Below are 13,048 nucleotides of genomic sequence, written 5' to 3'. Positions count from 1 at the left end.
AAATTTCGCAAAATGCTGATTACAAAAATACATTAACCATTTTTGCAACAAATAAATTAGCCTAGATTTACTAGACTTTTATTCGTTTCTTAAAGTTTGAAGAACATTTATCTCAGTTGCTTTCTTAGCTGGATAAAATGACGAGATAGCCACGATAAATACAGCTCCAACGATGATAATCACAAGATCGATTATGGATAGTTCAAGCGGTAGTTTGCTTGAGCCATAAACATCAGCTGGTAGGTCTATGATATTAAAATTTCCAAGTAAAAATAACCCCAAAAAGCCAAGCACTAAGCCAAATATAATGCCGCCTCCACCGATAACTAGCCCTTGATAAAAGAAGCTTCTTTTTATCTCGCTTTTGCTAGCTCCAAGTGCTAAAAGCAAGGCGATCTCCTGCCTGCGGTTCATCACGGTCATTAGTAGTGAGCTTATGATATTTAGCGACGCCACAAGGATAATAAGCATCAAAACGATAAAAAGCGCTCTTTTTTCAAGTGCGAGCGCTGAGAAAAAGTTACCATTTTGCTCCCACCAGCCAATGGCAACCGTACCAGCCGGAAGGCCTTCACGCACCTTTTTTATATCATCAAATGGCTTTTTTGAAAAGATATGAATACCATCATACACACCGTTTGGATAGTCTAAAATTTTCCTCAAAGCCTCGACCGAAGTATATGAAAAGGCTTTATCGTAGGCGATAAGCCCAGATGTAAATGAACCGCCGATATCAAAGCGCTTCATCTTTGGCGTTAGTGAAAAGCCAGCTGGATCGGCTTTTGTAAAAATTAGCGTTAGTTTCTCATCATTTCTTAGTCTAAATTCATTTGCAATGCCACTTCCCACAAGTATCTCAAAACCATCTAGCTCTTTATCTTTTAAGGCTTCGTTTACGACCGAGTTTATCTGCTTTTCATCTTTAAAATTTACGCCATAAACCAGTCCACCCTCAAGTGCATTTGTCGAGCGGTAGATCACCTGGGTGCTAATAAATGGACTAAATTTAAGGTCGCTAAATTTAGCCTTTAGCTCATCCACAAAGTTGTCATCAATGGAGCCCTTAAAGGCGCTTTGAACAGTTATAGGATAGTTCATCGTAAAAAGCTTGCGCTCAAATTCTTTATCAAACCCATTCATAATAGCCATCGCAACGATCAAAACCATAAGCCCTATGCTCACACCAAGAAAGGCGAGCAAGGCACTTAGAGCGATAAATGGCTGAGTTTTATCAAATCTTAAATATTTAAAAAGTAGGTACTTTGGTAAGCTTGTCATCAAATAGCCTTTAAAAGATTAAGGCGCTTTGGCGCCTTAAAAGTAGAAATTTTAAGCAAATATGCCTTTTTTAGGGCCACTTTTGCCGTGGCAATCTTTATATTTTTTTCCGCTTCCACAAGGGCAAGGTGAATTTCTTGGTATCTTTTTCTCTGGTGTAAATTTCTCGTCCTGGTTGTTGTAGCTTAAATGCTCATTTTCAGCATTTTGGTTAGCCTCGATCATCATTCTAGCTTGCTCTTCTTGCTCTTCTCGGCTCTTAAATCTCACCACCTGAAGCGTCTTAACACTCTCAGTTTTTAGCCTATTTACTAGCTCCATAAAGAGGTTGTAGCTCTCTTTTTTATACTCCACTAGCGGATCTTTTTGGTTATACCCTCTAAGGCCGATACCAGTTTTTAAGATATCCATCTGATAAAGGTGCTCTCGCCACGCATTATCAAGCACTTGAAGGTATAAAATTTTCTCTATATCTCTTCTTTGCTCCTCGTTTAGGACGCTCATCTTTTCGTTGTATCTTGCACTAAAAATTTCAACAAGCTTATCGATAAGCTCATTGTATTCTAGTCCTTTTAGCTCACTCTCGTCGATCTCTTCGCCACAGTCTGCAAGGATGATAGAGCATAAATTTTTAATATCAAAGTCATCTTTCAAGCCGCCATGGAAAATTTCAGCCGTGTCAAGTAAATTTGTAACATACTCAACTCTATTTTGAGCTATTTTTTCGCTCATATCGTAGCTCTTATCAAGTAGCTCGTCGCGGTATTTATAAATAGTCTTTCTTTGCTCGTTCGCCACGTCATCATACTCAAGCAAATGCTTTCTGGCCTCAAAGTGCAAGCTCTCGACTTTCTTTTGAGCATTTTCAACAGCCCTTGTTACCATGCGACTCTCTATGCTTTCGTCCTCGTCGATACCAAGCCTATCCATTATCGCTTTTATGCGGTCGCTGCCAAAAATTCTCAAAAGATTGTCTTCAAGACTTAGATAAAATCTACTCATACCAGGGTCGCCCTGACGTCCAGCACGACCACGAAGCTGATTATCTATCCTTCTACTCTCATGCCTTTCGGTGCCGATGATATATAGGCCGCCAAGGTCTCTAACCTCGTCGTTGATCCTGATATCAACACCACGTCCAGCCATATTTGTAGCGATAGTTACAGCGCCTTTTACACCAGCTTGCGCGATGATCTCAGCCTCTTTTTCATGGTTTTTGGCATTTAGCACAGAGTGTGGGATGCCAACTTTTTTAAGCATCTCGTGAAGTACCTCACTACGCTCGATACTTGCAGTTCCTACGAGCACTGGCTGACCCTTTTCATGAGCTTTTTTGATTTCGTCGATGACTGCTTTAAATTTCTCGTTTTGGGTTTTATAGATAAGGTCGTTTGAGTCGATCCTGATAACTGGCACGTTTGTAGGGATCGAGATAACATCAAGGTTGTAAATTTGAGAAAACTCAGTGGCCTCAGTTTGAGCCGTACCAGTCATACCTGCAAGCTTTTTATACATCCTAAAGTAGTTTTGATATGTTGTATCGGCTAGCGTTTGGCTCTCTTCTTGGATTTTTACACCCTCTTTCGCTTCAAGCGCTTGGTGAAGTCCCTCACTAAAGCGTCTGCCCTCGCTTAGACGTCCGGTAAATTCATCAACTATAACAACTTCGCCCTCTTTTACAACGTAGTGAACGTCTTTTTCAAAGAGATTGTGAGCTTTTAGAGCTTGATCTAAGTGGTGGCTTAGTATAGCATTTTCAAGGTTATATAAATTTTCAACACCAAATAATTTTTCAGCCTTGCTTATGCCAGCTTCTGTGATCATTATCGTTCTATTTTTTTCATCTACTATAAAGTCCCCTGTTGGCTTTGAGCCTGGCACGTTTGGATCAGCTGGAGTGCCTCTAGTAAGCTGTTTAGCGACCTGATCAGCTCTTATATAGCCATCAAGCGTGCGGTTTGTTGGGCCAGAGATTATAAGCGGAGTTCTAGCCTCGTCTATCAAGATACTATCGACCTCGTCCACGATAACGAAGTTGTGGCCTCTTTGCACCTTTTGGCTAGCTTCAAATTTCATATTGTCACGAAGATAGTCAAAACCAAATTCTGAGTTTGTGCCATATGTTATATCGGCGTTATAAGCAGCTTGTCTTACGTTATCATCGTATCCGCCGCTTAGTATCACATCAACACTTAAGCCTAAAAAGTTATAAAGCTCGCCCATTTGCGTAGCGTCACGCTTTGCAAGGTAGTCGTTTACTGTTACTACGTGCACGCCCTTGCCACTCATCGCATTTAAAATAACTGGCAAAGTCGCCACCAAGGTCTTGCCCTCGCCCGTTTTCATCTCAGCGATCCTACCCTCATTTAGCACCATGCCACCTATTAGCTGTACGTCAAAATGGCGCATCTTAAGCACCCTTTTGCTAGCCTCTCTAACAATTGCAAAAACATCATTTAAAATTTCATCTAAAATGACTTTTTCTTCTACTACTTGGGCTTTTAGCTCATTAAATTTACCCTTAAGCTCATCGTCGCTCATCTTTTCATAAGTTGGCTCGAGCGCATTTATCTGTGTAACGCGTCTTATATACTTTTTGACTTCTCTATCGTTTTTTGTGCCAAAAATCTTTCTAAATACCGATGAAATCATTACTTTACCTTCCTAAATTTTTAAACTTTGGATCTTAGCATAGTTTAACTATTTATTTAATTAAACTGGGCTAGAATACGCCAAAAAAGGATAAAAAATGAGAAAATTTCTAGTTGCATCTCTCGTTGCAGTTTGCTCATTTGGTGCTGGCTTAAATTTCAAAAGCCTGCAAAGTGACTTTACGCAAACTGTATTTAGCGAGGGCAAAAGCATAAATTACAAAGGTAGATTTTACGCCAAAAACGACAATACTGCACTTTGGATATATGAAAGTCCAACGCCAAAGAGAATTTATTTTAACAAAGAGCGTGTGATCGTGATTGAGGACGAGCTTGAGCAAGCTATCATTTCAAAGCTTGATGATACGCCAAATTTGACACAAATCTTAGCCCATGCGGAGCAAATCCAACCAACACTTTACAAAGCAATATATGACGGAGTTGAGTACTTTATAACTATTAAAAACACGCTTCCAACGACGATTGACTATAAAGATAAACTTTCAAATAAAATAAAAATAACTCTAAGCAATCCAGTGAAAGACGCACTCATCCCACAAGAGACGCTAACTCCTGTCATTCCTCAAGGTTATGACATTGTAAATCAATAAATTTGGCTAGCTTTAGCCAAATTTACTCACTTTTCTCCAAAATCTTTTCCAAATTCTTGAACATTATTTAGATCAATAGGCTTTTGAACTACGTCATTTGGATCTGGCGAGATGATGATCTCATTGCCCTTTTTCTTCTTTTCTGGTTTTGTTACAATCTCTTCATTAACACTTGGATCGGAACATAAATTTTGGCTTTTTATTGCTCTTATGATCTCGCTTAGCTCAAGATTATTTATAACTTTTATATTTAAGATAAGCACATCATCGATATCAAGAGAGTGCTTTTTGGCTGCGTATTTTATGAAAAGCTCTTTAAATTTCTCTTTTCCCATTGAGGTTAAAATATCTTCCACGTAAAAGCTACCAACTATTATGTTTAAAGCATCAAGCACATACGCTTCATTTTCTTCAACATCACGTCCAACGACTTCAAGGTTCATATTTATCTTTTTTGTTAAATTTTGTCCAGCTTTTGAGTAGATATCTGTTTGAAAATCTCTTACTTTTAGCACGTCTGCAAATGCAAAAATACAAAAAGTAAGGCTTAAAAATAGCTTTTTCATAAATTCTCCTTAATATGCAAAAATACGTTTTCTTGGTAAAATTTCTTAACTTCGTCGTCAATTTTAACCACTTTTCTTAAATGCTGCCTAAAATCACTTTTTTTATCATAAAAAAGTTTTAAATTTTTAGGACTTACTGCACGAGAAAGTGCAACATAGAGTTGTCCTTTGGCAAAAATATGATTGATATTACAAATGAGCGAGTTTATGCTCATTCCTTGAGATTTGTGGATGGTTAGAGCGTAAGCAAGCTTAAATGGAAACTGATGGAGCGATGCCTGTACATTTTCTTCGATCTCATCTTCGTTTAAATTTAACGAACTAAATATATAAGCAGCTTTTTCTATCTCGCAAATTTCGCCGCTATCTTTTTTCACAATGACGCTTGAGATGATGCCATTTTCCTTTAAAATTTGCATGATCTTGCCTTGCTCTCCGTTGTAATATTCGCCCCATTTATTTGACGTAAAGATGATCTTAGCGCCTATCTTCATCTCCAAATCCCTTGAGATATTTAGTGTATTTGCCCATTTTTCAAACTCTTTTTTATCTAAACTTTCATCCAAAATGCTCACATCTGAGTTTGAAATTTCAAGTGGCGTATCAAGTTCTGAAAGCCTTTTTTGATTTAGCATTTCAGCCTCGGCATTTCTACCAAAAAGCACACTCGTATCATCATCTGGCTCTATCTTGGACCCTCTTAAACTCTCTATATAGCTCATTATTTCATCATCTAGCTCGCCTACTCGCAGCCTAGAGAGAATCTCATAAAATTTAAGATCATTTGTGCGTTTTGAGATGAGAAGTTCGACATTTGTAAATTTCATATCCTCCCACGCACTGGAGTTAAAAGCGTATAAAAAATTAAAAAGCCTATTTTCGTTTTGCTCCTTTTGCACTGGCGGAAGCTGATAAAAATCACCCACTATAAGCACCCTGCCTTTAAATTTGGAAGTAAGTAGTCGGTATCTTATCATCTCCATTAAATCTGAGCTCACCATTGAAATTTCATCAATTACAAGCAGATCACATGCATCAAGCATATTTCTTAGCTTGCTTAGTTTGTCTTTTTGATGATAGTCAAAGCGCCTTAGCTCCTCGTAGTCCTTGCAGTAGCCAAATTTAAAAAAGCTATGCAAACTAACTCCTCCAAGGCTAACGGCACTTATGCCAGTTGAGCCAAGAATTATGACGTTTTTAAAATTTTCTTTGTAGTGCCTGATGACAGAGGCCGTTAGATAGCTCTTGCCAACGCCTCCGCCACCAGTTAAAAAGACGTTTGAGCGAGATAAAATTTCTAAAATTTGATCTAGCATCTACTCAAACATCTCTGGGCGATACTCAAAGTGCATAGTATCAAAGTGCTTCCAGCGTCCGCCCCAGATAAATTTATGTTTTTCAAAAACACGCACTATCTGTTCAGGAATGAGGTTTTGGTAGCCACTACTCCACTGCCAGTAGTGGCTCTTTTTCACATTTATATCAATCGCAATGCCGTAGCTGTGCGGACTCAAGCGGTTTGTGCCAGCGATCACTCGCCACTTAAACGTTCCACCTGGATTTTTTAAATATTCAAGCAAGCTCGCATCGCTTTTTACCATATCGTTTAGCTCATTGCTTACGTCTTGCAAAGCAGCTGCGGCTCCATTTTTAGAGTTAAATGGTAGTTTTAGCGCAAGGCTATCTTTTAGCCAAACAACATCTACCAAATTTGCTTTTACCTCGCTCTCGCTTGAGCCATAAATTTTGCCTAAAAATTCATAATTTCTACATCTGCCAGCATCGCTTAGTGCGGTGCTAAGCGGCGAAAATGCAGCGTAATCAAGCGCATTCATATCCTCTATATCAGCCCCAATACTACACTCATCATCTTTTTGTTTAAAGTCATCATAGACAAATATTGTTCCATCACCGAATTTGACCAAATTATCCTCAACCTTAACGTCATAAGCCCTTTGTAAAGCTGAAATTTTTCTAGCTTTATCGCTTATTACATTTTCGGGTTTTATCACATTTATAGAATCAACCTTTGAAATGAGCAAATTTGAGTTTTGTATATCGCTTCTGTTTTGTCCGATGTTTAACGTAGTTACTGCCGTAGCACCGATTAACGCTCTGCCGTTATTTTCGGTTTTTAGCCCCCAAGCATCATGTACCACATAGATATCATCGCCCTTGTATCCGGCATAAAGCATGATATGCCCTGGCAGATGCACGAGTGTAAGATATGGCACACCTTTTTCTTTTATCTCTTTTGTTTTTGCAGCGTTACTAAGTCCTTTTAGATCAAATTTTTGTCCAATATTTGCTTGAGCTTTTGAGTTTCTAGGTAGCCACACACCAAAGCTAGCTAGCAGATCTTTAGTAAAAAGCGAGCAATCCCTTAGCTTATCGACCCCGCCCCAACCATAAGGCTGAGTAAGAAGGGAACTAATAAGTGTTTTTAGATTTGAGTCATTAAATTTAAGAGGAAAAAGAGAACCAAAAGACTTTGGCAACACGAATTCTCTTAAAAGATTTCTTACATAAATTTTACCGTAGTAGTTTTTACTATCCTGTGCCAAAACAGGAAGTATCGCCCCAACTCTTGAGTAAAATAAAAAATTTCCAGCCTTATCATAAACTGGCATCTTGTCCGTTTTTATAGTCACAAAACTTGACTTTTGATAGGCATTTGCCTCATCGTCGCTTATAAATTTTATATCCTCGACCTTTACCCAGCCCCAAACCGCATCATCGCTAACAAATGCCCATGCCCTGTCTTTAGAAAGATGTGACACAAAAAGTGGATGAGCGATGCTTAGGGTTGATTCTTGCAGATAATCAAACGGATAGCCCTCACCTGGAGTTTGCGGATTTAAAAATATCGGCTCATCGGTTGGAAAATTTCTTAAAGCTGTGTTTGCCGAAGTTAAAGCATAAGCAGAGATGCTTGAAAGAGCTGAAAAATTTGCATTGTCCTTTTGTGCATCAAACCAGCTTTGAGGTATCTGTCTAAAATTTGACCCAAAATACTTTCTCTTCTCGCTTGGTTTATATATATTAAATGCCCAAAAAACATCGTTTGGATTAAATTTTACGCCCCTTAATGTAAAAACCTTAAACCTTCTTTTTAAAATTTCTTCTTGGTCAAAGCTTGCACTTTGTATATTTTGCGGTAGTGACGAGGCATCTTGCTTCATTTCAAAATCAAGCAAACTAATGCGTTCGTTTGGTTTATATACATTTTCATCTGGTAAAGAATTTTGCACACTTGGCTTTGGCTGGGTCTGCGAACATCCCAAAAACAAAGCAATACTAAATGCTAAAAATATGCCCTTTTTCAACTTTTTTCCTTATCCTTAAAAATAGCTTCGACGATCAAAACAAAAATGTAAAACATCTTTTCATCGTTGTTTTTACAAATTTGTTTCATCGTCTCATTCTCGCTTTTTACTTTTATGCCATTTGACCTTAAAATTTCTACAATATCAGAGCCAAATTTCTTTGAAAGATCGCCCACTTTTACATCATTTAGAGCGTTTAAAAATCTAGTAGTGTTGCAATCCATCTGCACTGGCTTGTGATTTAAAATATTTTTAAACTCAAGGCTAAGCTTCTTTAACTTTTTCTTCTTAACATAACTATGAACGATCGTCAAAACAACCAAACTAAAGCCAAAGAAAATGTGTAAATTCAGCGAATTTTCACTCATTTCCCCATTTAAGAAAAGAACGCCACTCATAAAAAGACCGATCACACAGATAAAAAGTAGCAACAAGATGATGTACTTAAAAATCACCTCAAATATAATGTTGTCTTTTAGCCTATCAAACATCAAGCCCTACTATCTCATCTTCGCTGTAAACTAAAATTTCATTTTCTTTTAGCAGTTTTGCTGTGATGCCATCGCCCAAAATAAGCCTCTTACTAAAACTTCCGTCATAAATTTGTCCACTTCCACAACTTGGACTTTTTGATTTTAAAATAGCCTTTTTACAACCATTTAGTTTGGCTATCTTTAGGCAAATTTCTGCTCCATTTTTGAAATTTTCACTCACATCTTTGCCTGAAAATTTGCATACGATTGAGCCATTTTTCATCTCGGCTGGCTCTCTTGGCGTGCTAAGTCCACCGTAAACTTCAGGACAAACAAAAAGCAGATGAAATCTCTTTGAAATTTCAGCTAAAACATCTTTATTTAAAAGATTATTTTCGCCGTTAAATTTGCAGTTTATGCCAGCTAGGCAAGCGCTTATTAAGATTTTTTCTCTCAAAGCCCGGCTTCTTTTAAAAGTTCACTAGCATAAATTTCACGAAGTTTGCTTGAAATTTCTCCTACTTTTGCACCGTTTATCGCCTTGCCATCAGCATAAACGACTGGTAAGAGTATGAGCGTCGCAGCCGAGATAAAGACTTCATCAGCACTATAAACTTCATCCATGCTAAATTTTCGCTCCTCTATCTTAAGGCCAATATCTTTAGCGATCTTTAAAAGTCTCATACGGCGAATTCCTGGCAAAATTTCATTTGAAAGTGGTTTTGTGATTAGAGTTTTATTCTTGATGATAAAAGCACTTGAGCTGCAACCCTCTGTCACAAAGCCATTTTCTACCATAAAGCCCTCATCTGCACCTTTTTTATGAGCTTCATTTTTAGCGTAGCACTGAGCCAGAAGTGAGATAGACTTGATGTCACGCCTTTTCCACCTGATATCCTCGACACTCACCACTTTTATGCCAGTTTTTGCAGCAGGATTGTTTAAAATTTCACTCTCGTAACAGAAAATAAAGACACTTGGTGTTAAATTTTCTATGAAATAGAAATTTCTAAACGCCACGCCTCTTGTTACTTGCATGTAAATTCCGCCCTCTTTTAAGGCATTTTTGGAGATTATCTCGTTTAAGATCGCTTCAAATTTTTCCTTTTCGTAGGGCAAACTTATATCTATTTCATTTAAGCTTCTTTCAAATCTCGCCCAAAATCCATCTTTATCAACCATTTTTGAATTTATCACAGGCACAACCTCATAAATTCCATCGCCAAATATAAATCCTCTATCAAAAGCACTAACTTTTGCTTCATCTTTTTGCAAAAATTCTCCGTTTAAAAAGACGGTTTGCAAAGCTTGATCTGCCATTTTAGCTCCTTAAATTTTATGCAAATTGTATCTAATTTTGTTTGAATTTATAGATTCTTGGATATAATGAAGCAAAATTTTTAAAGTAAAAAGTATATAAAAAATGCAAGAAAAATTAAAAGATAAAATCATAAGAAATGTTTTTTTCGTTTCAAAACAGCCAGTTTTGTTTAGAGATTTGCTTGAAGCAAATGCCCTTTTTAACGAAGGTATGCTAGTTGATGGCGCAAAGTTAAATTTTAAATTTAACCATGTCAAGCTCTATCAAATTTATGCACTAATTTGCTTTATAGTACTCCTTCCGCTTCTAATAGTCACACACCATTTTCTAGCAAATTCTGACGCACACCTCTCGATAATCTCGACAGCCATTGTCACTTCGGTCGTTTTTATCGGCTTTGATATGTTTAAAGTTTGGGCAAGAAGAGAGATAAGCCACGATCTTATCAAGAAAGCTTGGAGTGTGCATTTTCCGTATTTTGGCTATGAGAAATACTCAAGCAAGGTTGAAGAAATTTATAATACTGCTATAAAAAATGACATATCAAAAAAAGATTTAGAACAATATATATATGAAAAGCTGATCTCTCAAAAAGATAGCACTGAGTAAATTTCATTTTGCTTTGAGATGACGCGCGAGATAAGCTTTCTTGCATTTGCGTCTGTGCAAAGCAGCTTGGTCTCCAGCTCCTCTATGAAGTAGTATGGCAGTTTTTTAAGCTTCTTTTCAAGCATCAAAAACCTATCTGAGATGATCTTCGCGTCGTTTACAAAGTCGCTCCTATCTCTTATATCCTCTATCTTTGCGTAGTTTCTAAGCTTTACAAGCTCGCTATTTATCTCATCAAGCGTCGCTGATATAAATTTTACGTTTTTGATATTTTCATCATCTAAATTTTTGCCGATACTTATCGCATGGTTTAGCTCATCTAACGAGGCGAGAATGCTCTTTTCATTTATATTAAAGGTGTGTTTGCCTGGTGTGAGAAATGAAATTTGTATCAAATTTTCAAATGAAACTAGGCTTTGGCTTAAGCTATTTTTTATCTTAGTATAGTCATTTCTTGAAGTTAGCAAATAAGCGACAAAAACTATCAAAAAGCCGATCGCCACGTCAAAAATTCTATAGACCATAAGCTCTAAAAAGTCGCTCTTTATAAGAGAAAAAATGGCTGTAAATTCAAACATAAAGGTCGCCGCAAAGACTATTTGTTTGTAGGCTTTTAGATAGTAAAGTAAAAACATACCAACAAAGCAAACCACGTAAAATGCGTAAGAGCCGCCCAAAAGCATTATAAAACCAAGCGCTATAAAAAAGCCCAAAATGCCGCCTAGCACGTTATCTCTGCCCGCATTTTTCAAAGCCACTTCGTCGTTTTTGTTTAAGCTCATCACCGCTATGGCGATCCAAATTCCGTGATTAATATGCGTGGCCTGCGAGATAAATATCGCCACAGCCATACAAATAGCAAGCCGCAAGGACTCTTTTAGCGTTTCGTTTTTTAAATTTAGCTTTAAAATGGCCTCTTTAAAACTGCTCCTTTTGACGCTGTTAAATGAAATTTTATCCTCGCCGCCCTCTTTTATAAGTAAAAATTTATCATATAGCACGCTTAGCGAGCTTGCTAAAATTTGAAATTTAGAGCTTTTAACTGCATTTAGTGTGTCAAATTTTAGTTTTGGACTTTTGCTAGCAAAGAGATTTTTAAGCTCAAAAAGGTTGTAGGCGATCTCGTTTTTGACCTCTTCTAAAAGCCTCTTCTCCTCTATCCTCTCAAATGTCGCCTCCAGCGAGTGAAGCAATATGACGATCTCCTCGACCTTGTATAGATAAAAGACTGCTCTAGCCTGGTTTCTAACTAGCTTTATATCTTTTAAATTTAAGCTCTGGCTAGTAAAAATTTCTTTGGCTTTATCGACTAAATTTATAGTATTTAAAATGCTTGGCTTAAACTCTCTTGTGCCTAAATTTTTACTAGACAATATGGCGTTATCCAGCAAAAAGCCGATGCTTTTTTTGGTAAATTTGCCGTATTTGCCAAAATTTTCAAATTTAATGATGATACTTAACACGCCAGCAAGCACCATCGCACCAATAGCGTCTAATACATCTAGCCCAGCGGCCGACTTCGTGACAAAGGCAACTAGTCCGGTTGCATTTACTGCGAGCAAGATTTTATTTAAATTTGCGCTAAAAATTTGACTGATAGAGATGATAAAAACCCAGATAAAAACGATCGGTGCTAGCCAAATTCCAAGGCTCATAAGGGGTGTAACAAAGGGCATAAATAAAGATGAAAGAGCGATATAAAGTAGCAAAAAAGCAAGCTTGCTGCTATCTTTACACTCAAGTGTGCTGATAAAAAATATACCCATCGTGATATTTACGGCCATGACTGCGCCGCTGATACCAAAGAGATGAAAGCACAAAAAGCAGTTTGTAGCGATGGTCGTGGCAGCTTTTAGAGAGTAGATGAGCTGGAAATTTGCAGGGTCGTAGTAGTGGGTAAAGCTTTTAAATTTCTTAACTATTTCCATTGACGCTCTTGCATATTGTTTAAAATTTGATTTTTATAACGCAAATTTTCAAGCTTAATACCAAGGGCTCTGTTTTCTTCTAAAAGCATATCTCGTTTGCCACTAATGTCCGCTATATCTCTACTTATATAATAAATTTGATTCGCTATGTAAATTTTTGGCAAAAATAGAGCTAGAGCTATAAAAACAGCTAAATAAACCATCACTAATGTCTTAAAGCTTAAATTTACTTCACGTTTTTGCTCCTCATCATGAAGCGTCAACAGCTCTTCTTTTTCTTGCATC

Annotated in this window: 11 protein-coding genes and 2 pseudogenes; 2 read left to right on the top strand and 11 right to left on the bottom strand. The window is 37.4% G+C overall.

The genetic code is table 11. The features are described from left to right. Window positions 1-78: 78 nt before the first annotated feature. From ACTTKV_RS06955 to secA, 3 genes and pseudogenes are all read right to left on the bottom strand, one after another. Window positions 79-1,278 carry an ABC transporter permease gene (locus ACTTKV_RS06955; protein ID WP_442549871.1) on the bottom strand — a complete coding sequence of 400 codons (1,200 nt, stop codon included), beginning with the start codon at window positions 1,276-1,278 and terminating at the stop codon, window positions 79-81. 51 nt (window positions 1,279-1,329) lie between these two features. Next, window positions 1,330-1,431: pseudogene (locus tag ACTTKV_RS06950) on the bottom strand (SEC-C metal-binding domain-containing protein); the annotation flags it as partial. Window positions 1,432-1,533: 102 nt separating this feature from the next. Next, window positions 1,534-3,930: pseudogene (gene secA, locus ACTTKV_RS06945) on the bottom strand (preprotein translocase subunit SecA); the annotation flags it as partial. A gap of 97 nt (window positions 3,931-4,027) precedes the next feature. Between secA and lolA the strand changes: the two are divergent. Then, window positions 4,028-4,540 (top strand): LolA-like outer membrane lipoprotein chaperone, encoded by a 513-nt coding sequence (gene lolA / locus ACTTKV_RS06940; RefSeq protein ID WP_054196481.1) that lies wholly within the window; start codon window positions 4,028-4,030, stop codon window positions 4,538-4,540. Window positions 4,541-4,566: 26 nt separating this feature from the next. Here the strand turns inward: lolA and ACTTKV_RS06935 are convergent, their stop codons facing one another. The 6 genes from ACTTKV_RS06935 to ACTTKV_RS06910 are packed head-to-tail and all read right to left on the bottom strand — an operon-like array spanning window position 4,567 to window position 10,225. After that, window positions 4,567-5,106, bottom strand: a complete 540-nt coding sequence (locus ACTTKV_RS06935) for a hypothetical protein (protein ID WP_442549870.1) — start codon at window positions 5,104-5,106, stop codon at window positions 4,567-4,569. Next, window positions 5,103-6,422, bottom strand: coding sequence for an ATP-dependent DNA helicase (locus tag ACTTKV_RS06930; protein ID WP_442549869.1), 1,320 nt, complete (start codon window positions 6,420-6,422; stop codon window positions 5,103-5,105). Before ACTTKV_RS06930 ends, ACTTKV_RS06935 begins: the two co-directional genes overlap by 4 nt. Then, on the bottom strand, window positions 6,423-8,432 hold the full coding sequence (locus ACTTKV_RS06925; protein ID WP_442549868.1) for an SH3 domain-containing protein: 2,010 nt from the start codon (window positions 8,430-8,432) through the stop codon (window positions 6,423-6,425). It abuts the gene before it with no gap. Continuing rightward, on the bottom strand, window positions 8,429-8,923 hold the full coding sequence (locus ACTTKV_RS06920; RefSeq protein WP_442549867.1) for a chemotaxis protein: 495 nt from the start codon (window positions 8,921-8,923) through the stop codon (window positions 8,429-8,431). The genes ACTTKV_RS06925 and ACTTKV_RS06920 overlap by 4 nt, the downstream gene beginning before the upstream one ends. Then, window positions 8,916-9,362 carry a DUF523 domain-containing protein gene (locus ACTTKV_RS06915; RefSeq protein WP_442549866.1) on the bottom strand — a complete coding sequence of 149 codons (447 nt, stop codon included), beginning with the start codon at window positions 9,360-9,362 and terminating at the stop codon, window positions 8,916-8,918. Before ACTTKV_RS06915 ends, ACTTKV_RS06920 begins: the two co-directional genes overlap by 8 nt. Continuing rightward, entirely contained in the window at window positions 9,359-10,225 is an 867-nt protein-coding gene (locus tag ACTTKV_RS06910) for a D-amino acid aminotransferase (RefSeq protein WP_442549865.1), read from the bottom strand. Before ACTTKV_RS06910 ends, ACTTKV_RS06915 begins: the two co-directional genes overlap by 4 nt. Before the next feature lie 103 nt (window positions 10,226-10,328). On the opposite strand from ACTTKV_RS06910, the gene ACTTKV_RS06905 reads away from it, so the two are divergent. After that, window positions 10,329-10,835: a hypothetical protein gene (locus tag ACTTKV_RS06905; protein WP_442549864.1), complete on the top strand. Its 507-nt coding sequence runs from the start codon at window positions 10,329-10,331 to the stop codon at window positions 10,833-10,835. Here the strand turns inward: ACTTKV_RS06905 and ACTTKV_RS06900 are convergent. Then, window positions 10,814-12,763 carry an FUSC family protein gene (locus tag ACTTKV_RS06900; protein WP_442549863.1) on the bottom strand — a complete coding sequence of 650 codons (1,950 nt, stop codon included), beginning with the start codon at window positions 12,761-12,763 and terminating at the stop codon, window positions 10,814-10,816. The genes ACTTKV_RS06905 and ACTTKV_RS06900 overlap by 22 nt on opposite strands. After that, entirely contained in the window at window positions 12,754-13,047 is a 294-nt protein-coding gene (locus ACTTKV_RS06895; protein WP_442549862.1) for a hypothetical protein, read from the bottom strand. Before ACTTKV_RS06895 ends, ACTTKV_RS06900 begins: the two co-directional genes overlap by 10 nt. Window position 13,048: the final 1 nt, after the last annotated feature.

It is taken from the genome of Campylobacter sp. (assembly GCF_052169515.1).
Classification (GTDB): Bacteria; Campylobacterota; Campylobacteria; order Campylobacterales; family Campylobacteraceae; genus Campylobacter_A.
Note: the sequence above shows the minus strand (reverse complement) of the source record. Positions and strands in the feature narration are given on the sequence as shown.

Coding starts and splice junctions, on each gene's coding strand:
- ACTTKV_RS06895 (WP_442549862.1), bottom strand. CDS start 13,047: ATGCAAGAAAAAGAAGAGCTGTTGACGCTTCATGATGAGGAGCAAAAA.
- ACTTKV_RS06905 (WP_442549864.1), top strand. CDS start 10,329: ATGCAAGAAAAATTAAAAGATAAAATCATAAGAAATGTTTTTTTCGTT.
- ACTTKV_RS06930 (WP_442549869.1), bottom strand. CDS start 6,422: ATGCTAGATCAAATTTTAGAAATTTTATCTCGCTCAAACGTCTTTTTA.
- ACTTKV_RS06935 (WP_442549870.1), bottom strand. CDS start 5,106: ATGAAAAAGCTATTTTTAAGCCTTACTTTTTGTATTTTTGCATTTGCA.
- ACTTKV_RS06955 (WP_442549871.1), bottom strand. CDS start 1,278: ATGACAAGCTTACCAAAGTACCTACTTTTTAAATATTTAAGATTTGAT.
- ACTTKV_RS06900 (WP_442549863.1), bottom strand. CDS start 12,763: ATGGAAATAGTTAAGAAATTTAAAAGCTTTACCCACTACTACGACCCT.
- ACTTKV_RS06920 (WP_442549867.1), bottom strand. CDS start 8,923: ATGTTTGATAGGCTAAAAGACAACATTATATTTGAGGTGATTTTTAAG.
- lolA (WP_054196481.1), top strand. CDS start 4,028: ATGAGAAAATTTCTAGTTGCATCTCTCGTTGCAGTTTGCTCATTTGGT.
- ACTTKV_RS06910 (WP_442549865.1), bottom strand. CDS start 10,225: ATGGCAGATCAAGCTTTGCAAACCGTCTTTTTAAACGGAGAATTTTTG.